At 61.6% G+C, this 25,448-nt stretch carries 21 protein-coding genes; 12 read left to right on the top strand and 9 right to left on the bottom strand.

Annotation, left to right across the window (positions count from 1 at the left end; all coding sequences use genetic code 11):
- Positions 1-12 precede the first annotated feature (12 nt).
- From LAN64_10990 to LAN64_10975, 4 genes are all read left to right on the top strand, one after another.
- The gene (locus tag LAN64_10990) at positions 13-1,230 is read left to right on the top strand and encodes a pyruvate ferredoxin oxidoreductase (GenBank protein ID MBZ5568361.1); all 1,218 of its coding nucleotides are present in this window, start codon (positions 13-15) and stop codon (positions 1,228-1,230) included.
- Between the two features lie 44 nt (positions 1,231-1,274).
- Positions 1,275-2,291: a pyruvate synthase gene (locus LAN64_10985; GenBank protein MBZ5568360.1), complete on the top strand. Its 1,017-nt coding sequence runs from the start codon at positions 1,275-1,277 to the stop codon at positions 2,289-2,291.
- Between the two features lie 85 nt (positions 2,292-2,376).
- On the top strand, positions 2,377-3,729 hold the full coding sequence (gene oxlT, locus LAN64_10980; protein MBZ5568359.1) for an oxalate/formate MFS antiporter: 1,353 nt from the start codon (positions 2,377-2,379) through the stop codon (positions 3,727-3,729).
- A gap of 223 nt (positions 3,730-3,952) precedes the next feature.
- A complete protein-coding gene (locus tag LAN64_10975) occupies positions 3,953-6,304 on the top strand; it encodes a malate synthase (protein ID MBZ5568358.1) in 2,352 nt (783 codons plus the stop codon).
- 23 nt (positions 6,305-6,327) lie between these two features.
- Here LAN64_10975 and LAN64_10970 read toward each other — a convergent pair whose 3' ends face one another.
- Positions 6,328-7,128, bottom strand: a complete 801-nt coding sequence (locus LAN64_10970; GenBank protein MBZ5568357.1) for an IclR family transcriptional regulator — start codon at positions 7,126-7,128, stop codon at positions 6,328-6,330.
- Between the two features lie 250 nt (positions 7,129-7,378).
- Between LAN64_10970 and aceA the strand changes: the two genes are divergently transcribed.
- From aceA to LAN64_10950, 4 genes are all read left to right on the top strand, one after another.
- Complete coding sequence (gene aceA, locus LAN64_10965) at positions 7,379-8,764, top strand: isocitrate lyase (protein ID MBZ5568356.1); 1,386 nt, start codon at positions 7,379-7,381, stop codon at positions 8,762-8,764.
- 179 nt (positions 8,765-8,943) lie between these two features.
- Positions 8,944-9,276, top strand: a complete 333-nt coding sequence (locus LAN64_10960) for an oxidative damage protection protein (protein ID MBZ5568355.1) — start codon at positions 8,944-8,946, stop codon at positions 9,274-9,276.
- A gap of 16 nt (positions 9,277-9,292) precedes the next feature.
- Positions 9,293-9,886, top strand: a complete 594-nt coding sequence (locus LAN64_10955; protein ID MBZ5568354.1) for a hypothetical protein — start codon at positions 9,293-9,295, stop codon at positions 9,884-9,886.
- A 262-nt stretch (positions 9,887-10,148) separates the two neighbouring features.
- Positions 10,149-12,452 (top strand): S8 family serine peptidase, encoded by a 2,304-nt coding sequence (locus tag LAN64_10950; GenBank protein ID MBZ5568353.1) that lies wholly within the window; start codon positions 10,149-10,151, stop codon positions 12,450-12,452.
- Between the two features lie 151 nt (positions 12,453-12,603).
- Here LAN64_10950 and LAN64_10945 read toward each other — a convergent pair whose 3' ends face one another.
- The 4 genes from LAN64_10945 to LAN64_10930 form a co-directional block, all read right to left on the bottom strand.
- Positions 12,604-13,863 carry an ATP-grasp domain-containing protein gene (locus LAN64_10945; protein MBZ5568352.1) on the bottom strand — a complete coding sequence of 420 codons (1,260 nt, stop codon included), beginning with the start codon at positions 13,861-13,863 and terminating at the stop codon, positions 12,604-12,606.
- 187 nt (positions 13,864-14,050) lie between these two features.
- Entirely contained in the window at positions 14,051-14,419 is a 369-nt protein-coding gene (locus tag LAN64_10940; protein ID MBZ5568351.1) for a hypothetical protein, read from the bottom strand.
- A gap of 46 nt (positions 14,420-14,465) precedes the next feature.
- Positions 14,466-14,705 (bottom strand): exodeoxyribonuclease VII small subunit, encoded by a 240-nt coding sequence (locus tag LAN64_10935; protein MBZ5568350.1) that lies wholly within the window; start codon positions 14,703-14,705, stop codon positions 14,466-14,468.
- Positions 14,706-14,807: 102 nt separating this feature from the next.
- The gene (locus LAN64_10930; protein ID MBZ5568349.1) at positions 14,808-16,679 is read right to left on the bottom strand and encodes a bifunctional homocysteine S-methyltransferase/methylenetetrahydrofolate reductase; all 1,872 of its coding nucleotides are present in this window, start codon (positions 16,677-16,679) and stop codon (positions 14,808-14,810) included.
- A 145-nt stretch (positions 16,680-16,824) separates the two neighbouring features.
- Here LAN64_10930 and LAN64_10925 point away from each other — a divergent pair, with 145 nt between their 5' ends.
- The gene (locus LAN64_10925) at positions 16,825-18,033 is read left to right on the top strand and encodes a YncE family protein (protein ID MBZ5568348.1); all 1,209 of its coding nucleotides are present in this window, start codon (positions 16,825-16,827) and stop codon (positions 18,031-18,033) included.
- A 340-nt stretch (positions 18,034-18,373) separates the two neighbouring features.
- Positions 18,374-19,141, top strand: a complete 768-nt coding sequence (locus LAN64_10920; GenBank protein MBZ5568347.1) for a hypothetical protein — start codon at positions 18,374-18,376, stop codon at positions 19,139-19,141.
- A gap of 93 nt (positions 19,142-19,234) precedes the next feature.
- On the opposite strand, the gene LAN64_10915 is transcribed toward LAN64_10920, so the two are convergent.
- Positions 19,235-21,706 (bottom strand): penicillin acylase family protein, encoded by a 2,472-nt coding sequence (locus LAN64_10915; protein MBZ5568346.1) that lies wholly within the window; start codon positions 21,704-21,706, stop codon positions 19,235-19,237.
- A 182-nt stretch (positions 21,707-21,888) separates the two neighbouring features.
- On the opposite strand from LAN64_10915, the gene LAN64_10910 reads away from it, so the two are divergent.
- Together LAN64_10910 and LAN64_10905 are read left to right on the top strand one after the other, a co-directional pair.
- Entirely contained in the window at positions 21,889-22,335 is a 447-nt protein-coding gene (locus LAN64_10910) for a transcriptional repressor (protein ID MBZ5568345.1), read from the top strand.
- Between the two features lie 159 nt (positions 22,336-22,494).
- Positions 22,495-22,950 (top strand): DUF4870 domain-containing protein, encoded by a 456-nt coding sequence (locus tag LAN64_10905; GenBank protein ID MBZ5568344.1) that lies wholly within the window; start codon positions 22,495-22,497, stop codon positions 22,948-22,950.
- A 9-nt stretch (positions 22,951-22,959) separates the two neighbouring features.
- Here the strand turns inward: LAN64_10905 and LAN64_10900 are convergent, their stop codons facing one another.
- From LAN64_10900 to LAN64_10890, 3 genes are all read right to left on the bottom strand, one after another.
- Positions 22,960-24,069: a PAS domain S-box protein gene (locus tag LAN64_10900; GenBank protein MBZ5568343.1), complete on the bottom strand. Its 1,110-nt coding sequence runs from the start codon at positions 24,067-24,069 to the stop codon at positions 22,960-22,962.
- Between the two features lie 139 nt (positions 24,070-24,208).
- Positions 24,209-24,838 (bottom strand): enoyl-CoA hydratase/isomerase family protein, encoded by a 630-nt coding sequence (locus LAN64_10895; GenBank protein ID MBZ5568342.1) that lies wholly within the window; start codon positions 24,836-24,838, stop codon positions 24,209-24,211.
- Between the two features lie 98 nt (positions 24,839-24,936).
- Positions 24,937-25,359: a cobalamin B12-binding domain-containing protein gene (locus LAN64_10890; protein MBZ5568341.1), complete on the bottom strand. Its 423-nt coding sequence runs from the start codon at positions 25,357-25,359 to the stop codon at positions 24,937-24,939.
- Positions 25,360-25,448: the final 89 nt, after the last annotated feature.

Below are 25,448 nucleotides of genomic sequence, written 5' to 3'. Positions count from 1 at the left end.
CGTATGGCAACAATGGCAGTGGCAGAACAAAAACAAGTCGAACAGGAAGCCCTGATTACGGGTTCCGAAGCCATGGCGATCGCCTGCAAGCTGGCTGACGTGGACGTGGTCACGGCTTATCCGATTCGCCCTTACGACACGGTCATGCAGTTCATCACCCAACTGAATGCAGACGGGGAGATGGACTGCGAGTTCATCGTGGCGGAAGGCGAACACTCACAGTTCGAAATCGTCAAACATGCCTCCATCTGCGGCGCCCGCGTCTTTTGCGGCTCCAGCGGCGTGGGCTGGATGTACGCCATGGAAGCGCTCACCGTCACTCCGGCCCTGCGCGTTCCCATGATCGCCATGGTGGGCAACCGGGCGCTGGACGATCCGGGCGCTTTCGGTACCGAACACAACGACGCTCTTGCCGTCCGCGACCTGGGTTGGCTTTTGACCTGGGTGGACAGCGGCCAGGAGTGCCTGGACACCACCCTCATCGCCTACCGCGTGGCGGAAGACCCCCGCATGTTGGTGCCCTGCGCCATCAGTTGCGACGGCGCCTTCCTCACCCACTCGCAGTCGCTGATCAAGATTCCCTCGGCCGAGCAGGTCAAGAAATTCCTGCCCCGCTACGACCGCGGCAATCTGCTGATGCACCCGGACAATGTCATCTCCATCGCTCCCCAGGTTAACGAGGACTGGGTGATGGAAGTCCGCAAGCAGAACTATGCCGTAACCGAGCGTGCCGAGCAGGTCATTCGCGAAGCCTATGCCGACTTCGAGAAGATCTTCGGGCGCAAGTACGGCAACCCGTTCTTCGAGGAGTTCATGACCGAGGATGCCGACGTCGTTCTGCTGGGCATGGGAACCATGTCCATGCCGATGCACGTCGCGATCCGCGATCTGCGCAAGAAAGGCATCAAGGTCGGCTTTGTTCGCCTGCGCTGGTTCCGGCCGTTCCCGGCGGAAGAACTGGCCAAGTGCCTGAGCCGCTTTAAGGCCGTCGGAGTCGTCGACCGCGACTTCTCTTTCGGTTCGCCCTACCTCAGCGGCGTGGTCGCCACCGAAGTCAGGACCGCGCTGTATCCGGGCAAAGGGCCGAAGCCGCCGGTGCTGGGCTTTATCTGCGGTCTGGGTGGTCGCGAGGTCACGTTGGACGATGTCAAGACGATGACCGACAAGACCCTCCAGGCGGCGGAAGGCAAGTCCGTACCGTTAACACAATGGATCGGGCTGCGGGACTAGCACGTCGCTGACGTGCTCCTGGCGCCGGAAAGGATTGCGACAACATGCCTATATTTGTAGACGAAAAACCGACCCAAAACCTGGAGGACTTCAAGGGTGTCAAGAAAGTCCCCCACAACGAGTACTACACTTCCGGCCACCGCACCTGCCAAGGCTGCGAGTCGGCCCAGATGATGCGGCTGTTGGCCAAGGCCGCCGGCCCCAGGACCATCGTCCTGGGGAGCACCGGCTGCATGTACGTGGCCAACACCTCGTATTACACCACGCCTTGGGGCGTGCCCTGGATGCATACGCAACTGGGTAGCTCCGGCTCGGCCGTGCTGGGCGCCGCTGCTGCCTTCAAGGCGCAGATGCGCAAGGGCAAGATGAAGGATGAGCCCATCAACGTCATCGCCTTCTGCGGCGACGGCGGTGGCGCGGATATGGGCCTGGCCGCCATCTCGGCGACTCTGACCCATCCGGATTACAACCTCCTCATCCTCATGTACGACAACGAGTCGTACGCCAACACCGACATTCAGATTTCCGGCACTTCACCCTACGGCGCGAACAGCTCGTTCAGCTTCCCGGGGAAGAAGCGGCGCATTATGAACAACCGCTGGAAAAAGAATGTCGCTCCCCTGATGGCCATCGGGCATCCCACCTGCCGCTACGTAGCGACCATTTCCACGTCCTACGCGCTGCAGGCCATGAACGTTGTCCGCCGCGCCCTCAGCATCGGTGGCCCGACGTTTGTGCACTGCCTGAACCCGTGCCCCAAGGGCTGGGATTTCGATCCCGTCCAGGCGCACGAGCTGGGCGAACTGGCCGTCAACACCGGCATCTGGCCGTTGTACGAGATCGAGAACGGCGTCGTGAAGCTGTACGGCAAATCCAAACAGATTGCCGACGGTAAATTCAAGCGCCTCCCGGTCAAGGTTTACCTGGAGAAGCAGGGCAGGTTCAACCACTTTATCGACGAGGACACGGAGTTCTTCCAGAGCAAGATAGACGACATGTGGACCAATTGGCTCGTACCCGGTATTATTCCCCTCCGGCACGAGATCGCGAAGGAAGTCTAATGTGTAGGGGCCACCTGCTTCGGCGGTGGCCTCGTTTTAACGGGACCGTCGGGGACCGGAGTTTATCGCCTTCGGAGGTGTACGGATGGCCACTGCAGTGGCAACCAATCCCACTGAACCCCGCGTCGTCAATCGCTGGGTTCAAATGATCGCAGGCGTGATCGCCATGATGGCGATTGCCAATCTTCAGTACGCTTGGACCTTGTTCACTAAACCCCTAACCCAAAGCCTGCACGCAACCTTGGCCGCCGTGCAGGTGGCATTTGCCGCGTTCATTATTGCGGAAACATGGCTGGTGCCTTTCGAGGGCTACCTCATCGATCGCCTTGGCCCCCGTTTGGTCATCGGCATCGGCGGTATCCTGGTCGGACTTGGCTGGATCGGCTCGGGCATGGCGACCAGTCTGCATCAGCTCTACTTCTGGTACGCCCTCGGCGGTGTCGGTGCAGGCGCCGTGTATGGCGGATGCATAGGCAATGCGCTGAAGTGGTTCCCTGATCACCGCGGCCTTACCGCCGGCTTCACCTCCGGCGCGTACGGCATTGGTACCGCCATCACCGTGGCGCCCATCGCCAAGATGATGAAAGCCTCCGGATACCAGCATACCTTCATCACCTGGGGCATCATCCAGGGCATCGTCGTCTTCTGCGCTGCCATGCTGATCGTTGCCCCGCCCAAGGGCTGGGTACCGAAGGGCTGGTCAGCCGCGGAGGCGCTCTCCAAGGTGAAGGTGCGTACCTCCACCTACGACATGACCCACTGGCAGATGTTGAAAACGCCGGCGTTCTACGTGATTTACCTCATGATGACGCTGGTGGCCTTCGGCGGCTTGGTAGTAACTGCCCAGATCGCGCCGATTGCCCGCTTCTATCAGGTCGATAAGGTCATCATTGCCTGGGGCATGTCGGCGCTGGTGATCGCGATTGAAGTGGATCGCATCCTGAACGGCATAACCCGGCCGTTCTGGGGCTGGGTGTCGGACCACATTGGACGTGAGAACACCATGTTCATCGCGTTCTTCTGCGAAGCTGCGGCAGTGTTCGCACTGCTGCACACCATCAGCCACCCGATCTGGTTCATCCTGCTGTCGGGGTTGTGCTTCTTCGCCTGGGGCGAGATCTTCTCGCTCTTCCCCTCCATCACCGGTGACCTGTTTGGCAAGAAATGGGCCACGACCAACTATGGCATTGTCTACACGTCCAAGGGTCTGGCCTCCATCTTTGCCGGACCGGTGGCCGCGCTGGCCAGTGTCAAGACTGGCTCGTGGGTTCAGGTCTTCTACGCCATGGTCTTCTGTGACTTGCTGGCGGCTTTCCTGGCGCTGTTCTGGCTGAAACCGGTCGCCAAACGGACCTACCTCAAGGGACAGGAATTACAAAAGCAGGAGGAGGCCGAAGCGGCACGCCTCGCGGGAAAACCGCAAAAGGCCTTCGTGTAAGTAACGATGGTGTGAGCAGCAATCTGCTTATAGGCACTCAGGGGCTCGTTGGCGATCGCGCCGGCGGCCCCCTTTTTGCTGCGCCAGAAACGACGGGTTTCCTCTGATGCCTTGCGATATTTTTTCCGTCGGCGCCCGGCCGTCGCGCATCTCTACTACTGCATCTTTCTTCCCTTGCGTGCCCGGCGCGCCCCTGAATAAAAATTGAGGAGAGAAACAGTCCATGATTCGCGAGGACATTCTGCAGGCATTTCCCGGCCTCTTCGGCAATAAGAAGGTCAACGGACGCGAGCTCCAGGTCGAAGACACCATCGCCACGCTCACCCGCGAGCTGCGTCCCGCCATTGCCGCCGCCCTGACCGCGCGCCGCAAGCTGCTGCAGTCGCCCACGCCCGTGCGCGAGAAATATGCCTGGCCGGTGTGGGACGACCGCTTTGACGATCCCGTCACCGGCAAGCCCTGGACCTATCGCCACATCGTGCAGGGCATGATTGACAACTATCTCGGCCGTGAAACCCAGTGGCGCTGGCGCCTCAATGAGGAAGTGCCCATACCCGCCGACGCGCACCCGCTGACCAACCCCGGCCTGGAGCTCACCGGTCCCTGGTCTCCGCTCGACATGGCATTCAACGCCCTCAACAGTGAAGCGCCGGTCAACATGCCCGATTGGGAAGACGCCTCCCCGCCGCACTTCCGGCCCGATGGCGCCTCGAAGGACCAGCCCATCGGAATTTTCGCGGCCCTGCACAACGCCAAGGAAATTCTGGAGGGTCGCTGGAGCGATCGCCCGTACGAGGTGGTGAAGAAAGGGAAAAAGCGCGCGTACAAGATCAACAAGCCGCCTTCGGGATGGCCGACGCGCTTTTGCCGCCCGCCGGGGAACCATGTCGTGTTCGACCACATCGTCGTGGATGGCGAACCCGCGCCCGGCCTGGTCGCCATCACGGTCCTGTGGACGTTCAACAACTACGACTCGCTGAAGCGCGCCGGCACCGGCGTCTACTTTTACATTCCCAAGCTTCAGACGCCGCAGGAAGCGCTCATCCTGGAGAGGCTGCTGTCGCGCATTGAAGGTCTGATCGGCGTTCCCGCCGGCACCTTCAAAATCAAGGTGCTCTACGAAGAGGGAAATGCTGGCCGCATCCTGCCGGCGATCACCTGGGTCTTGCGCCGCCGCTTGCTCGGCACCAACGTCGGCCGCTGGGACTACCTGGGCAGCATCATCGAAATGTGGAAAGACGATGCCAAGGGAGTTTTCCCTGACCCGCAGACCGTCGGCATGGCTTCGCCCAACATGATTACCTACCAACGTTACAACGCGCTGCTGATGCTCATGGCCGGCATGAAAAACGCCGAACTCACCCAGGCCGCCCCCATCGGCGGCATGGCGGCGGTGATGATCTACCAGCAGGGCGATGTCTACGGGCGTTCGCGCTACAACCCTCTCGCGCTGCGTGCCATGGTCATTGACAAGACGCGCGAGCGCTTGATCGGCCTGATGTTTGTGCCCGAGCAACCCCTGGCCGCAGGGAATCCGACGCTGGACGATATCCTTGACGGCCGCGTCAAGGGCCAGCTCTACGACGCCTATCGCCAAAGCTGGGTTGCCAGTCCGGAGACCGCTTATGTCGCCGCCGGCAACGAGCCGCTGCGCCTTCCGGTTGCGCAACTGCAAGCCAGAATCGACGCGCCGCAGCAAGCAACCGAGGTGAATGGCAAGCCCGTTCCTACCGTCCCCAGTGGCCTCAGCGACGCCGAGCGCTCCGTGCTGCAATCGCGCGGCCTGTTGAACGCGCAGGGGAAAATCACGCCTGCGGTCATCGCCCGCGAATCGGTCGATACGCCGGAGAATCTTTTCAGTCACAAGCTTTGGGACGACATTTATGGCGTGCCCAAGGGCGATGTCACCATCGAGCACATCCAACACGCCTTCTACATGGCGGCCAATTACGGCTTCCAGATACTCAACGGCAACTTTGCCGCTGCCATTGACGATTACGAGCTGAAACTGCGCTTCATGAACGACCTCGCTACCTACCGCATTGACGTCTCCTGGCTATGGACGGTGGCGCATCACCAGGCCACCATCACCAAGGACGGTTATTTCAAGCGGCAGGCGCTCACCGCCGACGGCGTCGAACTGGCGGCCAACGCCGAGCCGGTCAAGGCGGGCACTCGTTTCACCCGCGAGATGTTCGACAAGGTCTGGAACTACCACAACGAGTGGACAGCGGAATTTTTCGCGGAACTGGACCGCCGCGGCGATCCCGGCCGCTTCGACCGCGCCAAAGCGCCGCTCATCATGGACCTGCTGCAGCGGCAACTGCTCTCGTCACGCTACATCCAGCACAGCGCTCGCGTGCTGTTCGTGGTCGCGCCGGCCAAGGAGCAGGAGTGCGCGCAGATTTTGGACGCCATCTTTGATCTCTCGCGCGAGGAGATCGTCCAACGCGTGCAGTCCGGCAAAATGGACCCACTCGCCCTCCACGCCCACGATTATGTTTTTGACATTTTTCCGGCATCGGAGGCGGCGGACGCACCAGAGGAAATGGGCTTGCGGCCGGCAGCGATCTGAGCAGCCCCGGCTGGCGCTTGAAATTACTTGCGATTGCCTATGCCGACCCTTGCCGGACGATAACCCAACTGGGTGGAAATCCGCCGCGCTGAGTCCTTTACCGCGTCGATGATCCGCGGCAGCGTTTCCCGGTTCACCTGCTGGGTCGTGCCGGTGACATTCAGCGCCGCCTCGACCGCGCCCGCGGCGTTGAATACCGGCGCTGCCACGCAGCGCACGCCGGCGCTGTTCTCCTCGTCGTCGAAGGCGTGGCCGCGCTCGCGCACTAGTTCCAGCTCGCGCAGGAAGCGCGCCGGGTTGGTGATTGTGGTTGGCGTCCGCTTTTTCATTCCGCGATCGCGCAGGATGGCCTGGACCTGGGCTTCGGGAAGCTGCGATACCAGCGCCTTGCCGACGCTGGTGGAATAAATCTCCATGCGGCGCCCGACCCAGGTGTCCATCTTCACGAAGCCGGGCGATTCCACCCGCTCGACGTACACCGCCTGGGTGCCGTCGAGGATGGCCAGATGCGAGGTGATGTGCACGTGCTCCACCAGCGTGCGCATGATGGGCAGCGCGACCTCGCGCACGTCCACGCCGTTGAGCGCGCCCCGGCCCAGGTTGAGCACCTTCAGGCCGAGTCGGTACTTGCCGTTTTCGCCGTCGCGCCGCAGGTAGCCGTGTCTCTCCAGCGCGCGCAGGATGTAGCTCGCCGAACTTTTGGGGATGTCCAGCTTGCGGCTGATCTCGGCGTTGCTCATGCCCGAGGCGCGCGCCGCCACCGCCTCCAGGATGGCGATGGTGCGGTCAACCGCGGTGGACGGCGATTCGGCGGCAAGGGTCATAGTTTTGGGCGTCGCCGGCCCTATGCTACCGCGGGTCGAACTATTGTTCAATATGCTGAACGAGTACCTTGGTTACGCCAATCGAAAACTTGGGTGTACGTGATCATGAATTTGTGTTCAATATGTTGAACATACAAATTGACCGGCGGCGGTGGCGGCCTCTACTCTGTGTACACCACCTTGAACGGTGTTCGAAATGCTGAACACCGGTTCCCCGGCCTCGAACCCATTAGACGAAGGAGATTGACGGATGCCTGCGAATGGAGAATCCAAAGAGAAGAACATCTGGAATGATAATCCGCGGTGGAAGGGCGTTTCCCGTCCTTACACCATGGCTGACGTTGAGCGGCTGCGCGGCAGCGTGCGCCTCGAACACTCGCTGGCCCGCATAGGTGCGGAGAAGTTATGGGAGCTCCTGCACAGCGGCGAGTACGTTCCCGCGCTCGGCGCGGTCACCGGTAACCAGGCCGTGCAGATGGTGAAGGCCGGCCTCCAGGCCATCTACGTCAGCGGCTGGCAGGTCGCGGCCGACGCCAACGACGCCGGCCAGACCTATCCCGACCAGAGCCTTTACCCGGCCGACAGCGTTCCCAATCTTTGCCGCAAGATCAACAACGCGCTGCTGCGTGCCGACCAGATCGACCACGCGGAAGGGAAGAACGGCACCTACTGGTTTGCGCCGCTGGTGGCCGATGCGGAAGCCGGCTTTGGCGGCCCGCTGAACGCTTACGAGCTTATGAAGGCGATGATCGAGGGCGGGGCTGCCTGCGTCCACTTCGAAGACCAGCTCTCCTCGGCGAAGAAGTGCGGCCACCTCGGGGGCAAAGTCCTCGTCCCTGCGCAGGAGGCGATCCAGAAGCTGGTCGCCGCGCGCCTGGCCGCCGACGTGATGGGCGTGCCCACACTGCTGATGGCGCGCACCGACGCCAACTCCGCCAAGCTGCTCACCAGCGACATTGATCCGCTGGACCGCGCGTTCGTCCAACCCCAGCGCACCACCGAAGGTTTCTTCCGCGTGCAGGGCGGCCTTGACTACGCCATCGCGCGCAGCATCGCCTACGCGCCGTACGTGGATCTGATCTGGTGCGAGACCTCCGAGCCCAATATCGAGGAGGCGCGCCGCTTCGCCGAGGGCGTGCACGCCAGGTTCCCGGGCAAAATGCTGGCCTACAACTGCTCGCCGTCGTTCAACTGGAAGAAGAAGCTGAGCGATGCCGACATCGCGCGCTTCCAGCCGGAGTTGGCCGAGATGGGCTACAAGTTCCAGTTCGTCACCCTCGCCGGTTTCCACTCGCTCAACCTGAGCATGTTCGAACTGGCGCGCGGCTATCGCGACAAGGGCATGACCGCCTACGCGCGCCTGCAGGAAAAGGAATTCAGCCGCGAGTACGAGTATGGATACCAGGCGGTGAAGCACCAGAAGTTCGTCGGCACCGGCTACTTCGACGCCGTCACCGAGGTCATCTCTCAAGGCATGACCTCCACCAAGGCGCTGGAAGGCTCGACCGAGGAAGAGCAGTTCCAGTTGAAGCCCACACCGCAGGTAATCCAGATCGGCCACGATCCGGCCTGCCAGCCGATCCTGGGCGACTGCCCTGCCGTCGAACCCAGGCCCGAACGCATGGCCGGAGACTAGCTCGCTTCGCCAGGGAGAAGCAGGAAGTAAGAGGTCAGAGGTCAGAAGCAGTCAGAATGGAGAATGGCGAGAGCCCAAATTCTTCGTTCTGACTTTTTCATTTTGTGGGCAGCGAAATGGGCTTGTGACCCGCAGCACTGCGATGCGCTAAAATCGTAATCGAGATATGAGGAGCGTACATGAGCTGTGGTAATCCCTTCGCCGGCGAGCCGCCGCAACCGCACGCCGATCCCAACGCGCGCAAAGTGTTCTGCGTGAAGTTTCAGAAAGAGATGCCGGGGCTCGACGAGCCTCCGTTCGACAGCCCGCTGGGCCAGCGCATTTACGAGCAGGTCTCCGCCGAGGCCTGGAAGCTCTGGGGCGAATATTGCAAGATGGTGCTCAACGAGTACCGCTTGAATCCCGCCAATCGCCAGGACCAGGAGCTGATCCTCAAACACATGGAAGAATATTTCTTCGGCGAGGGCTCGGCGTTTCCACCCGGCTACGTGCCACCGCGGAGCAAAAGCTAGCTGGCTGGAAGCGATTGTGCGCCGTTCCACGGGACTCTCTAAACCAATCCTGCTGGTTCGGACGGAGGATCTCCGTCTAGGAGTGATTATGCGGCCAGATGCTTGGACGATCTTGGCATGTACAAGCGGGCTGACGATCTGCCTGATCGCCGGAGTCATCGCAGTCAATTCGCAGACCAGGCCGAACCGCGACGGTGTGGCGATGGAGCAGGAATGTCTTGTGCAGCTTCGCTCGGCGGACGCGGATTTCGGCGCCAAGGCTGAGCAGGCGGGATGGAAGGTTGCAGCCCGTTCCTCGTCCGGGTTGAACTGGTTTTTGCGAAGTAGTGCAAGCCCCTGCACGTCGGCCCGGCAGATCAGAGGCGTAGAGGCTGCTGACCCGGCAACCACGGTTATTGTCACGCTAGAGGACAATGCCGTGCTTCCACAACCGGCGATCGAACGGCTCGGTGGGGTGGTATTGAACAAGTTTCAGAACATCCATGCGGCCACGGTGGCGATTCCCGACCTAGCCGCCGATGATTTGAGGCATTTGCCGGGAATCAAGAGGATTCGCAAGGACTACAAGGTATCCGCAACCAGCCCCGGGAGCAGCAACCGCCCCAAATGATACGTGGTTGGCAGCCTCCGTTTAGGCGGTAACGCTTCGTCCGCTCCCGCCAGCAGTGGGTACCCGCCACGGTGCTTCCCTTCTTGGGAAAAGAAAACGCGCAATTCGAAGGTCATGCAGTGAAGCATTTCTAGACATCAGGCTGCACGAGGGCTAGGCTACTGGCCCCACGAAATATTGTCCCAGGAATCAAAGACGATTCTCCCAGGAGGAGCTCATTATGCTTGGAGGCAGAAAGTTGTCACATTGGCTATGTCTTGCAATGTTGCTCTTGTCGGCGGCGGGCGCTTGGGCGGCCGATAAGGACACCCGTGTCATCGTTAGTTCGACCGGCCCCAGGGAGGTTCTGAGAAACACGATCCAAAGGCTCGGCGGCGCCATCACCGACGAGTACGCAAATGTGAATGCGGTGGCGGCCATCGTCCCGGCAAGTGCCCAGGCCGCCCTGAGTTCGGTGCCGGAGTTTAAGGTATCGAAAGACATGGTGATGTATCTGACCCCGACGCGCGACCTGCGGGGTGCGGGCGTGCGCGAGATTCCCGTCGATACCGACGGCACAATTGCGCTGGATGAAGCTGCCTTGAAGTCGCTGGCATCTTCGCCGAACGATTACACCTTCAACAACGATCTAATCAACGCCAGCACCGTGCAGGCTGGCGGCAACCTGGGGCAGGATGTGGTGGTGGCACTCATCGACAGTGGCACCGCCAACTACTCGGGGGTCGCTACCCTGACGGGAACCGTGATCGGAGGCGAGAACTTCAGTGGCGATACGGTTTCGGCCACGAGCCGGAACAATGGCCCCCACGGTACCTGGACTGGCTCCATGATCGCCGGCCATGCCGGCTTCCTGGTGTCGAAAACGGGTTGCCTGGGTCAGTCGATGGCTTTCAACGCTCCTAGTTCGGTGCTGGACGGAACTCCGTACGGCTTCCCGACTTCCTACGTTCTTCCCATAACCGGTGTCGCACCGGGCGCCAAGATCTATGCGATGAAGGTTTTTGCAGCCACTTCGAGTTCGACTCCTTCATCGCGGATTATTGCCGCCATGGACCGTGCCATCACGATGAAGAAGAACTACCTGGCCGGGCATCCCGCGGTCCCGGTATCGGGATCGGGGACGGAGGACGATCCGTTTGTGTATGACTCGCTCAACATAAAAGTCCTCAATATGAGCCTGGGTGGCCCGACGATGATCGCCGGGCGTGACGTGGAGGATCAACTGGTGCAGCAAATGCTGTCGGTCGGGATGACGGTAGCGGTTTCGTCGGGAAATGCCGGCCCGTCGGGCTTAACCACCGGTACGCCTTCCACCAGTTTCGCCTCGATCTCATCGGCGGCAGCGACCACCCCGACTCACGAACGGATCTACTTGGATTACACCACCTGTACCCCGGGCTTCGGCACAGTTTACCGGCCGTCGAATGCGATTCAGACGGCCTACTTCAGTTCCCGTGGACCGACCGCCGACGGCCGCATCGGGGTCGATGTCACCACGGCCGGCGACTACAACTTTGCGCAGGGATCCAGCGGCGGACTGTATTTTGTGAGTGGGACCTCGTTCGCGGCGCCAACCGTTGCCGGGGCGGCAGCCTTGATCCGCAAGGCCGTGCCGTCTGCGTCAGCGGCGCAGGTTCGCAATGCCATCATTCTGGCCACGAACCATAATCTGCTGGGCGACAACTCCGGCGTGTTCGATCAGGGCGCCGGCTATCTCGACGTGGCACACTCGATCAAGTTGCTGCAGACATGGTGGTGGCTGCCGGGGTGGATCCTTCCCTCCCTCTGGCCCAGTGGAGAGGTGGAAGACAATCTGCAACGTTTGTGGCTGCGCGTTGACGATTTAGCGCCCGGAAGAACGGTTTCCGGGAAGGCAGTCAAGCTGCTGCCGGGGCAGCGCCGCGAGTTCTACCTCGAAGTTGGGAAGGACGTTGGAGGCATCACCATCAGCGTAAACGGCGTCACGCCCGAGAACGATCCGGCGCAGCAGAACCAAATATATGGTGACGACTTAATCTTTGCCGTGCACTCGGCCAAGACCTCCGCCATCGGCGAGGGCGATTACAAGGTGGGGCCGGGGCTCATTACCGGGCCGATGACATTTACGATCCCAAATCCGGAGGCGGGCATTCTCCGGGTGACGTTTACGGGAGATTGGACAAATGCCGGACGGGTGTCGGCTGACTATTCCGCCACGGCCACGTTGAAGGGCAAGCCGAATTTCCACACCAAGGGCAAGGTCGGTGAGGGCGACACGGTCGCAATTCCATTCAATGTGCCCGCCGGAACCGGCGAGGCGGACTTCGAATTGACCTGGAACCACGACTGGGCCTCTTACCCGACCAACGATATCGATATGATCCTGGTCGCCCCGGACGGCACCTTCAATTTTGACGGAGCTACTATCAATGGCCTTGAACGCGCCGCCATTCAGAATCCCCAAGCAGGCATGTGGCAGATTCTGGTGAACGGTTACACCATTTACGACCGGATTGGCTTCGATCGCTGGAAGAAGGACAAGGAGCAAAACACGGAGCAATATAGGGTCGATGTATTCCTGAAGTAGAGATTCGCTTGTGGGCCCGGGGGAGCGATCCTCCGGGCCTTTCGAACTGGCAGTGTCGATTCCGCTTTCAGCCCCGGTCACTCCCGCTCACCGCACCGCAAGGCTCACATCGTGCCCGTCCACGATTGTTCCGCGTGGGCAGCATCTTCTGTTAGATAACAGGAATTGCCTGTGAAATCAGGAATGCAAGTTGCCGGTGGGATTCCCGCAGCGCATCCTCCACCGATTGCGGGCTGGGTCCGCGCGCGAAGATGAAGCCCAGATAACTGGCGCCTTCCGGCAGCGGGACCAGCTTCTGACGGAACTTGGCGGTGATCTCGACACGCTCGATGCCAGGAACCTGCTGCGCCGCCTCCAGGTTCTCCAAGCCCTCGTAGAAGCCTTCGTGCGGGATGGGGATCATCATCACGCCTGAGGCGCAGCTCTCGCGCGGGATGCCGTCCACGGGTTCGCCGAGCGCGTGGCGGAGGATGAGCTCTTCCAAAGAAAGAGGATGGCCGTCGCGGTCGAAGCGCAACGCGCCCGCGCACAGGCCGCCGATGGGCCGTGCCGCGACCTCCAGCATCCACGGGCCGTCATCGTGGAGGCGCAGCTCGGCGTGGACGGGACCGTCAGTGAGGCCGAGCGCGGTGATTGCCTGTTGACTGCAGTCGGTGATCGCCTGCTGGGCCGAGCCGCTGAGGCGCGAGGGCGTGACGTAGATGGTCTCTTCGAAGAAGGGGCCGTCGAGCGGATCGGGCTTGTCGAAGATGGCGAGCACGCGCAGGCGGCCGCGCGTCACCAGGCCCTCGACGGCGAACTCGCGGCCTGGAATGAAGCTCTCCACCTGGATCCAGGCGGCGCTCTCATCGCGCATGATCTTCACGTCCTTCTGCTGCAGCAGGGCAGTGATGCGCCGAAATGCGGCGACAAATTCCCGCTCGTGGTTGGCGCGAATGGCGCCGCGGCTGGCGGAGAGTCCGAGCGGCTTCAGCACGCACGGATAGGGTACAGCGCGCGAGGCTTGCGCCAGATCGGAGGCGAGCTTGAACCGCGCGTACCAGGGCACGCGCATGCCGGCCTGCTGGTAGCGCTGGCGGGCGAGGAACTTGTTGCGGCAGAGCTCGACTGCGTGAGGCGGATGGAAGCGCAGCGCGAGGTCGCGGGCGAGGAGCGCGGCGGTGACGGTGGGCGCATCACCAATGGCCACCAGGCCGTGGATGGGCTGATGCTGGGCGAATTCGCGGATCTTTCCGGCAGACTCGCGCGGCTTCTGGAAGCGGACAGAGATCGCACCGTCACCCCAAGGATCGTCCATGGCGTGGCAGGTATCAGAGGCCAGCACCAGGGGAATCTCCATCCGCGCGGCGGCGGCGCGGAATTGCTGCGCCTGGTACCCGGTCGTAGTGGAGAGGAGGAGGAGACGTTTCATCCGACAGGTTGATTGTATCGGTTCGCGCCGTCCCTTCGGGATTCGCGGAGAGTTTTCAGGGCTTATTCCCAGCACTGCGTGCTGGGCTACCAGCGTTCGTGCCTCCGGCGCAGGAAAGGAAAAACCCGCTCAAGGGGAGCGGGTTCGAAGGCAGAGGGTTCGATTTGCGCGTGCTCGTCCGGCGACGCTAGGCAGCGGTGGAGCGCGCCAACTTGACTTGGGTGGCGGCTTGAACGATGCCACTGACATCGGCGTTCTGACAGCAGTCAATGGCGCCGGCCGCCAGCACCAAGGCCCACATCTCCTCGTCGGGAATGCGGTGCGTGCACACGATACTGGTGCGATCGAAATCATGGGTGAGACGCTCGACATCTTCGAGGGAGGCCAGATCCAGATCGACGATGGCAAGCTGGGCACGGTGCTTGGGAATGGCGTTACGGACTTCCTCCAAAGAGCGCGCCACGGTGATGGAACGAAAGTGCTGGTGCAACGAAGCGGCAAGCTGGGACGCGGCCTGGGAATCGCGGCTGGCTACAACGACGTTTAACGGCTGCATGTGGCCCCCTTTCACGCTGGAAAGTACGGTCTATGGAAAGGTTGGACTAGAGTTTGGCCTCGGCCCGTTCGGTCGCGGGCTCGAAAGGTTCAGCTTGAAGTTTGCCGTTTTGCTTGAGCAGGATCTCCACCTTGCCCTCGGCCGCTTCCAATTCCTGCCGGCAGGAGTTGGAAAGTTGTACGCCCTCTTCGAAGAGCTTGATCGCGCGTTCCAAGGGAACGTTTCCCTTTTCCAGCTCGTCCACGATTTTCTCCAACCGTTGCAGGCACTCCTCGAACTTGGGCAAAGTATCCTCTCCGCCAGATTCTAATGCACTGCGGTTCTGGAATGCGGGATAAATTTTGCCCTAGGGAAGCTTGCCGGGTTTGCGGTGATCGGTAGTCGGCAATCACGCGCTGGTGCTGTCGCTGGATCGGGAAGTGCCAAGGGCTTCGAGCACGTCCACGGCAGCGGCGTAGCGGCCCAAGGGAGCGCTGATCTGCGCGCCCTGGACCATGGAGCGGACGGCGATCAACATTTCGCGCGCGATGGCGACACCTTCGGCGCGGGCGGCCTCGGCGGTGGAGGCGCGGGCCATGCGCTTCATGATGTCGTCGGGCACGGCGACGCCCAGTTCGCTCTGCATGAACTCGGCGTTGCGCACGCTGACCAGCGGCCAGATGCCGGCGACCACCGGAATGCGGCAATCCTCGATCTTGCGCAGGAACTGCTCTAGCAGGCTGAGATCGAAGACCGGCTGCGTGACCGCATATTCGCCGCCGGCCTCGACCTTGTAGTGGAAGCGGCGGACCTCCTCGTCAATGTTGGGCAAGCCGGGATTGGCGCCGACGCCGATCACGAAAGCAGTGGCGGCGCCGATCGGATTGCCGCCCAGGTCGAGGCCTTTGTTCAGGTTGGCCACGATGTTGACCAGACCGATGGCGTCCACGTCGAAGACGGCGGTGGCATCGGGGTAGTTGCCCATCTTCGGCGGATCGCCGGTGATGCAAATGAGGTTGCGAATGCCGAGCGCCTCGGCGCCGAGCAGGTCAGACTGGATGCCGAGCACGTTGCGGTCGCGGCAGGTGTAGTGCAGAACCGGTTCGATGCCGACCTGCTGCTGCATGAGCGTGGCCAGCGCCTGATTGCTCATGCGGGCGGAGGCGCGCGGGCTGTCGGGAATGTTGATGCCGTCGACGCCGACGGACTTCAGAAAGCGCGCCGCGTCGATTTCCTTGCCGGGCTGCGTGCCGCGCGGAGGGACGATTTCGATCAAGGTGACGAATTCGCCGCGGGCAATCTTGGCGCCGAGCTTGGTGCGCTGTTCGAGGGGGAGCGTAGGGACAGTAGGCACCTCGGGCCTTGTCTTGACTAGTGTGGGCGAAGCGGCGCCCTTGGCGGCGTCGGCGCGCACGAACGACTTCATGAACTTGATGTGCTCGGGGGTGGTGCCGCAGCATCCACCGATGAGGCGCACGCCGGCAGCGACGTATTGCGGGACGTAATTCGCCATGTACTCGGGCGAGCAGAGATAGATGTTGCGTCCTTCGACGGCGCGCGGCATGCCGGCGTTGGGCTGGGCGGAGAGCGGAATGGCGTCGGTGACCTGATGCACACGCTCGATGGCGGCCAGCATAGCGCCGGGCCCGACGCTGCAATTGCAGCCGATGACGTCGGCGCCCCAGTCGGCGAGCTTGGCGCCGAAGGTCTCGGGACTGGAGCCGTCGAGGCAGTTGCTGTCTTCATCGATGGTGACCTGCGCGATGACGGGAACGTCGGGATTCACGTCGCGGGCGGCGCGGATGGCCTGACGGATTTCGTCGAGGTAGCCGAATGTCTCCAGGATGAGCAGGTCCACACCGCCCTCGACGAGGGCGGAAATCTGCTCGAGAAATGCGGCGTGGGCTTCGTCGAGTGAAATTTTTCCGAGGGGCTCAATGCGAACCCCGAGCGGGCCGACCGAGCCGGCTACCAGGCCGCTGAAGGCCTTGGCGGCCTCGCGTGCCAACTGTACGCCGGCGAGATTGATGGCCTTGGTCTTCTCCGCGCAACCATGGCGCGCCAGACGGAAGGAGTTGGCGCCGAAGGTGTTGGTCTCGACGATTTCCGCGCCCGCCTGGAAATAGTCGTGATGAATCTCGCGGATCAGGTCGGGCATGGCGAGGTTGAGCTCGTCATAACAGCGGTTGATGAAGATGCCCTTGGAATAGAGCAGCGTGCCCATGGCTCCGTCACAGAGCATGGGGCGTTGTTTGAGGCGCGCGATGAGGTCGAAAGCCATGTCGGGTTGGGTCCCAGGTATGTGAGCAATGTACTACGAACAGGGCATCGCAGAAAGGCCGCAACCCCGGAGCGGAACCGGTGTTTGGTTATAATGACTAATCCGAGCATTCCTAGTAAATCGCAATCAGGGGGAGTCCGAAAGTTTGAAGCGAGCCATCATCCTGATTCTGTGCACGGCGGCAATGGGGCTGCTGATCTCGTGCGGCAACTACAATAATCCGTCTTCTTCAACGACCCCGACCAGCGGCATCAAGAAGCGGGCCTTCGTCACCAACAATTTTCAGAGCCAGATTGACATCGTGAATGCGGCGAACGATACCGTCAACACGACGGTGACAACGGACCTGAGCGGCGCATCGACGCAAACGCTTGCGAATACCGTCTCCACGGGGACAACGCCGGCGCAGATGGCGCTCACCCCGGACAAGACGCTGACGCTGGTATTCGGGCAGTCGGCAAACACGATCAGCGTGATTAGCAACGCGACGGAGTCGCTTAGCGGACAGATTCCGCTGGCTGATTTCACCGAAAGCTTCCTGGCCGCCCCGGACAACACCACGGCGTATGTCGCCGTTCCCAACGCGGTGATCACCGGGCAAACCTCGGGCGCAGTGGAGGTGCTGAACGTCGTTAACGGCACGCTCACGGACTCGATTCCAGTGCCGCGGGCGCGCCGGGTGGTGCTGAGCCCGGACGGCAAAAAGCTGCTCGTATTCGCCGACGGTACTGATCAGATGTGGGTGATTGACACCAGCACGAAGACGGCGACGACGGTGACCGGGTTCGACCGTCCGGTATTCGGCGTGTTCAGCACCGACAACAGCAAGGCCTTCATCCTCAATTGCGGCCCGGAGTGCGGCGGAACAGCGGCCAAGGTCACGGTCCTGGACATGGCGACGAATACGACCGGAGCGAGCATTCCGGTGTCGGCGGCAACCATCGGTTTACTGGACGGCAGCAACTTGTACGTAGCCGGGACCGGAGCCGGCGGCGGCAAGCTCGACGTGATCAATACGAGCAGCCTGACGGTAACTAAGTCGGGCGTGGCGATCAGCGACGGCTACCATCAGCGGATCGCGTTGGGTTCTAACGGCAAGCTGTTCATCGGCTCGCGGACGTGCAACAACTCGGCGCAGGGCTGCCTGTCTATCGTCGACACCGGGGCGGGCACGGCGGTGCTGTCGCCAGCGGGCGGTGGCGATGTGACCGGAATTGAGCCGATCTCGGGCCGCAGCGTCGTGTACGTGATCGAAGGCGGCGAGTTGCGCATCTACAGCACCACCACCAGCCAGCAGCAGGCAACGCAGATTGATATTGTCGGGAAAGCGGTGGATGTGAAGTTGGTGGACTAGCTTTTGGCTATTAGCCATTAGCTCTTGGCCAGAGCGCGGGTTGGCCCGCCGAGATCCTTTTCCTCGCAAGTTGCATACCAGCGGACCTGCTATACACTGCATTGGAATTTCATAAGCGGTGGTGCAAAGTGGGTTACAGACTAGCTTCGCCCGCCGTCCGCAAGTGGCAAGATCAACACAACAGCCCTCGCGCCTCGCCGCGACGGCTTCATTTTCTGATGTTCGTCGTTGACTTTCCAGTGCGTGGGCTCATACTTCCCTATCTCAACTCACTGGTTTAACTGAAGTTCCCATGGATAGGGAACTCGGCATCCCGGGTAGACATTAGCTAGGGAGCGAGATGGTTGGCCACGCGTCTTCAGGATCATTGCAGGTTCTCGGAGGGAAGGGCGGTAGCGCCATTGGCACATTTGCCAGCGTCGTGGGACTGGTTGTTTCTCTGATTGAACGTAGTCCAACTGTTCCGGGCCGTTCAGTCTCGGGAGTCGACGCGCTGACCACCATCATCGTGGTTGCATTGCTCGCGGCTCTTCTCTATGGGTTGTTGTGGTCTGCTGCCGAGCGGCTATTCGGCTGGAAATACGGGGCGGGGAGCGGCAAAACGACTCCCCATGGTTGGGCAGCGATCGTGCTCTCGTTGAGCATGACGCTATCGCTTGCGTTTGCTCCGGTTCTCTACCAGAACTACTCGGGAATCAAAGTCGTGCTGCCGATGCACTGGAGAGCTATGGTGTTGGTCGTTGTCTTGGGCGCATGCGCTCATGTTTTTATGTATGGCACAAGGTCCTCTCCGCCCAATGGTTTTCGGCAACGCTATGCGCCGACGCCAAGGTATAAGTCAGACGTTATTGCGTTGAAGCTGGAAGCAGTCTACGCTGCCGTGTTCTTTGCGTGTATCGTTCTGCCGTACCGAATGGTTGTCACGCCGGGTGCACCGGTAACAGATTTCGTGCTGTTACGGACTCTTCTCCCCGCTCTCGTATTCTTCTTTGTGATGATGCTTTTCGTGGCATTCAAGCCAGAAGTCTTGAAACCGCAAACCGAGACCAGGGGTATCATTGCGGCCCTAGTCATGATGTTCTGTTTCTGCACCGGTATGTTCCTATGAACTTCACTGATGCGAAATCCCGCTGCTCGAGGTTGAAATGGAGAGCTGAAAGCCGAAAGCTCAAGCTCAAAGCTAAGAGCCAATAGCTAAGAGCTACTTCGGTTCCAACTTCAATTCGTGCGCGCTGGACTTCTGCACCGCACCTGGAGAGAAGGGAAGCGAGAAGGTTGTGCCCTGGTACCAGGCCTGCCACTGGTCCATGTAGTAAGGGCTGAGGAAGTTGCCGGACTGGCCGGTGACGATGTTCAGGGTTGAGGCGTCGAGGTTAGCGAAATCCACCGTGAGGCGTTCCGAGGGACCGAAGCCCAATCCTACCTGCTTGACGGTGTTGCCATCGCCGGACTGTGGCTGAATGTCCGGTCCGGTCCAGCGGCGGAGCAGGGGCACGCGGCCGAATATGGGATGTTGCAGGTAGACGGGATGAGCCCGTCCCCAATGCCAGGAGGAGAGGTCGCTCGGGACGTCTTTTTGGTTGATGGTTTGTTCCACGGCGGCGGTCAAAAGATCGTCCCACGACTTATATGACTTGGGCAGCCAGCGTTGCGGCTGGTTGGTGAGCAGGTTCTCCATCCAGACAGACGAGTTGTGCCGAGTGTACTGGCGCCAGCCGGTGGCGACTCTGCTGTTCTCATCGGCGGGCCCGAGCAGCGGTTCGAGGAGCAAGCGCTGCAACTGACGCCGGGCGGCGACGGCGATGCTGGGCGCGACGGAATCGATGGTGAGGCGACCGTCCCAGTTGCGCATCAGGCCGGCAGCCTGGCGCGCGCGCGGAGACGCGCTGGGCGTGTGGTCTACGGCGGCGGCGAAGCGCTGGGCGAAGAAGCGGTCGAGATCGGAGTAGATGTCGGTCTGAAGCGCGATCATGTCGGCGGCGGAAAATTTCTTGCCCGATTGCAGGAATTGGTAGATGCGCTCGGTGCGGTAGGGAGGCATCCACTCAGCGCTGATCAGATGCGGGTAGCCGTCCGGAACGACGCGGCCGTTGGCGGTACCGATGATGCCGGACTCGGGGTCGAAGACGCCGGGCATCTGCTCGAACGGCAGATAGCCATTCCAGTCGAAAGCGTCTACGTTGCCGGGCACGGGCCTGGTGGCGTCACCGGACTTGCGCAGCGGAACCCACCCAGTCGCCTGGTAGCCGATGTGTCCGTCCACATCCGCGTAAACAACGTTTTGGCCGGGGCCGCCGAAGCGTGCGGCGGCGCGGCGGAACTCATCCCAGTTGCTGGCTTGGTCGACTTGGCGAATGGCTTCAAAAGTGGAAGTCAACAACTGCGTGTCCCAAAGCGTCCACCGGAGCGCGAGCGGGCGCGTCTCGCCGGGAATGATGCCGGTGACGATGGGACCGTGGCGAGTGATGGTGACGTCCACGGCGACGTCGGGCTTGCCCTTAACGTGAATGAGTTCGTGGCGGTGTTGCGGCGCACGCCATCCATCAGGCGCCTGGTATTGGCCGCTGCTATTAAAGGTTTCGATGTAGAGATCGGTGACGGCGGGGCCGAGATTGGTGAAGCCCCAGGCGATGCGGCGGTTATGTCCGACCAGCACCAGTGGCAAGCCGGGGGCGGTGACGCCGGCGGCGTCGAAGTCACCACTGGTGAGGTGCACCTCGTACCAGACGTTGGGAATGTGGTGTTGGAGGTGCATGTCGTTGGAGAGCAGCGGCTTGCCGGAGACGGTGTGGGCGCCGGAGACGACCCAGTTGTTGGAGCCGGGGAAAAACTCGGTAGCTGGTAGTTGGGAGTTGGTAGTTGGCAAACCCGGCCAAGAGCCAGATTCCGAGTACCAATCGCGACGTCGCGATACCGCAGATGTGATGGCAGTGGATGGCGTGGGTCGCCCGTCTTTCGGCTCGTTGGTGGCGGAGGGTGGGTGATCGCGCCAGGAAGTGTTGGGGAACAGGTCGGGGCCGAGGTCGGCGGGGAGACGCGCCAGGACGCGCTCGCGGGCGAGCATGTCGTCCATGGAATACAGGTTCAGCATTTCGTTGAACATGCAGGCGATGAGGAAGGTGTCTTCCGGCGACCAGGGACGCGGCGCGTAGCCGAGCACGCGGAATTCGATGGGCAGCGAGGAGTGATGCGAGTCGATGTAGGCGTTGACGCCGCGAGCGTAGGAGTCGAGGAGGCGGCGATCGGTATCGGACATGGATGCGGCCGCGCGCTGCGCCACCTGACGCATGCCGAGGGTGCGCTGGAGGCGGTCGTTTTTCACGTAGTCGGGGCCGAGGACTTCGGCGAGTTCGCCGGCGATGTAGCGCCGGGTCATATCCATCTGCCAGAGGCGATCCTGGGCGGTGACATAGGCTTGCGCGAAGACCAGGTCGTCCATGTTGGCAGCGCTGATGTGCGGTACGCCATGGGCGTCCCGGATGACGCCGACCGGCGCAGAAAGCCCTTGCAGGCGCAGGGCGCCGTCAAGTTGAGGAAGGGAAGCGCGGGCGGCGGCATAGAACCACCAGCAAGCGCCCGCCGTCGCGAGCAAGAGCACGACGACAACAAGCACAACGACATGGAGGAGCAAACGCGCGGAGCGTCGCGGAGCAGTAAGGGTGGCGGTGGCCATGGCGTTTGATTCTAGCAGCGGCAGAGGGAGGCTTCAGGTGGCGCAGCTGAAGACACGCCCCGCAAGCGCCGTTTTTGAAACCAGGCGATGAAACCGCGGTGATATCCTGATGCGGGGAATTGAGCGTTGTGACCACACTCCAGAAACGCGTGGACGATCAGCCGTCGATTTCGCGGGAGAACGTGCGCGAAGCCGAGGGCATCTTTCACGATCATCTGAAAAAGGTCGGCCTGAAGCACACGGAGCAAAGGGATACCATCCTGCGGACTTTCCTGGAAACACGCGAACATCTCTCCGTCGACGCGCTGCACCGGCTGGTGAAGAGGAAGGACCCGAAGATCGGGTTCACGACCGTGTACCGCACGCTGAAACTGCTGGCGGAATGCGGATTGGCGAGCGAGGTGGCGTTTCACGACGGCATCACGCGATATGAGCACCAGTACAACCGTCGCAATCACCACCACATGGTGTGCACGGAATGTGGAGGCTCGGTGGAGTTCTTCTCGCCGGAGGTGGGGAGGCTGGAGCAGGAGATTGGGCGGAAACACCACTACCTGACGACGCGGCATACGTTCCAGATCTACGGCGTATGCGAAGCGTGCCGGCGAAAGTCGGGACGCTTCGTCTAGCCCAAAACCGCAATGCAGGCGCGGGTCCGCGCATTTGAGCTGCCCTTCACATTGCGTTGCGGGCATCGTTCTGATAATGTGCGCGCCGACCGGGATGGGCGCGGACGGCAAACGCACGCGCTTAAGAAAAACCTCGGACAATATCGGGAGGCGATATATATGGCGCGGTTCTGCTCCAACTGTGGTGCGCAATTACCGGACAACGCGAACAACTGCCCGGGTTGCGGCAAGCCGGCGGGGCCCTCGGCCGGGCGAGGGGCGGCGGCGCCGGCAGCCGGTGGGCTTACCGACAACGTGGCCGGCCTGCTGGCCTACGTGACGATCGTTCCTGCCATCATCTTTCTGGTCATCGAGCCGTACAACCGAAACCGCTTCATCCGTTTCCATGCATTCCAGTCCATCTTCTTCTACGTCGCGTGGACAATCCTGTGGGTGGCGCTTACGTTTGTGGGCGCGATGCCGATTCTGGGTTGGGCAATGATCCTGGTGTGGCCGCTGTGCGGGCTCGGGGGGCTGATCCTTTGGGTGCTGATGCTGATGAAGGCCTACAACGGCCAGATGTGGAAACTGCCGGTCATCGGCGACATCGCGGAAAAACAAGCGAACGCCATGTAGGCGGCGCGGTCAGGCGACAGACTCGCTGCATTCCTGCCCATGCAGGCTTTTCCGAATCCAGAGCATGAAAACGGTCCCGGAGCGGCCGGGCTGGGTGTAGCTGCGCACGCGGATGGTTCCGCCGTGGTTGCGGACGATGCCGCGCGCGATCCAGAGTCCGAGGCCGGTACCGCTGGCGCCCTTGGTGGTGAAGAAGGGTTCGAAGATCTTTTCGCGGACCGCGGGAGATATGCCGGTGCCGTGGTCGGCGATGGCAACGAAGAAGCCGTTGGAGCCGCCTCCGGTCAAGCTCACTCGAAGGCGGCCGCCGGCAGGAAGGGCGTCAAGCGCGTTACCGACCAGGTTGGCGAATACCTGCCGCAGTTCCCCTGCGCGCGCGATCACATTTCCTTCCGTACGATAGCGCCTTTCAACCTGGACATTCCGGGTGCGGATTTGTCCCGAGTGCATCGCCAGCACGTTGTCCAGGATATCGCTCAGGCTGGTCTGAGCCGGCTGCCCGCTGGATCGCGAGTAGCGGAGAGTGGCGTTGGTGATGTCGGCAATGCACTTCACCTCGAGTTCGGCTTGCTGAACCAGGGCGCTGGCGGCGCCCGAGAGCGGCTGCTGCTTTAAGAGATAGAAAATATTGTTGAGGACATCGAGCGGATTGTTGATTTCGTGCGCGACGGTGGCGGCCAGGCGTCCGAGAGTGGCCAGGCGCTCGGCGTTGCGGATGTTTTCTTGCCGTCGCTTCTCTTCGGTGAGGTCGCGGTTGATCTCGAAGGTCCCAATCAACTTACCGTTGGCATCGACGCGGGGAGTCCAGCGGGTGGCAACAACTACGCCGAGCCCTTCCTTGTTGATGTGGATAATCTCGCCGCGCCATTCCCCCTGCACGCGAACGGCGGCAAGAATCTCCGCGCGCGGAACCGGGAGTTCGGAGCGCAGCAGTTCGTGAGCAGACTTGCCCAGGACCTCGCCGCTGGTCCAGCCATAGAGGCGCTCGGCGCCGCGGTTCCAGAACCGAATCTTGCCTTCCAGATCAAGCACCAAGACGGCGTCGCTGGCGAGCTCGAGGATGGTGGCGTACTCGCGCGCTTCGTCGTCCGACCAGGATGCGCGAGAACGCGGTGCCATGGAGACAGCATAAATCCCGCAAGGTGGCGCGGGCAAACGGCGCGCCCTCAACGGGGACCGGTAGAAGGTGTAGAGTAAATCGACTCAGGCTCAATCTGCGAGCTAGTGGGCTCTCCCATCAGCCGTCAGTGGTGTAGCTTCAGGGCGAGATCCGCGCTGGGCTACGGACTACCGGCTGCCAACTGCCAACTTTGGTGAGCATCGTGATCGCCGCGCTGATCGGGTCGTCGGCGATGGCGTCCACCAGGCCGATGCGGAGGGCCTCGCGGGCGTGGACTTTTTCCGCTTCGATCATCATCTGCAAGGCGCGGGCCTTGCCGACCAGTCGCGGCAGGCGCTGCGTTCCTCCCCAGCCGGTTATCAGGCCCAGGGCGGCGCCGCGATGTCCAAAGACGGCGTGTGGCGAGGCGATGCGGCGATGGCAGGCGAGCGCCAAGTCGAACCCGCCGCCCATGCAGTAGCCGGACACCGCGGCCATGACGCGGGCAGGGAAGCGGTCCACCTCGTTCATCAGCGCCTGGCCCATGAGGGAGAACTGGTACGCCGCAGGGCCGGTGAGAGCGACGATTTCCTCCAACTCCGCACCCGCAGAAAAGAATTTGTGATTGCCGGTAATGATGAGCGGGAGCGGCTCGCGGGCGAGTTCGCGAAGTTTTTCGGTTAGTGTGAGGACGCAGGCGCGCGTTAGGCGATTGGTGCCGTCGGGCGAGACGAGGCGAAGAATCAGTGCGGCATCGCGCGCCTCAAGCGTGTAGTGAGTGTCCGGCATAAGACCGAACCACGGATTTACACGGATGAACACGGATCAGACAAGAAAAAAGTTTGATCCGTGCAAATCTTGTAGCGATCCGTGGTTAAGCATTTGCTTTACGTGCCGGCTGGAATGCCGCGCGGCTTCACGTGCTGGCGGATGAACTGGATGATCTCGTCCATAGCGGTGCCGGGCTGGAAAATTCCGGCGACCCCTTTTTCCTTCAGCAGCGGCACGTCCTGATCGGGGATGATGCCGCCGACCAGCACCAGCACGTCATCCATATTGTTTTGCTTCAGCAAGTCCATAACGCGCGGGACGATGGCGTTGTGCGCTCCGGAGAGAATGGAGAGGCCGATCACGTCCACGTCTTCCTGGAGGGACGCGTTGACGATCATCTCGGGGGTCTGGCGCAGGCCGGTGTAGATGACCTCCATGCCGGCATCGCGCAGGGCGCGCGCGATGACCTTGGCGCCGCGATCGTGCCCGTCCAGGCCGGGTTTGGCAACGAGCACACGGATTTTGCGTTCGCCGGGCATGGCAGGTCACTATTTAACCACAGAGGACACGGAGAACAATAGCTAAACGGGTGGATGTACGCGGTCAACGAGGACCAGAATGGGCGCAA

Source organism: Terriglobia bacterium (genome assembly GCA_020073185.1).
Taxonomy (GTDB): domain Bacteria; phylum Acidobacteriota; class Terriglobia; order Terriglobales; family Acidobacteriaceae; genus JAIQGF01.
The sequence above is the reverse complement of the archived record's forward strand: the minus strand, read 5'-3'. Positions and strand labels throughout refer to the sequence as shown.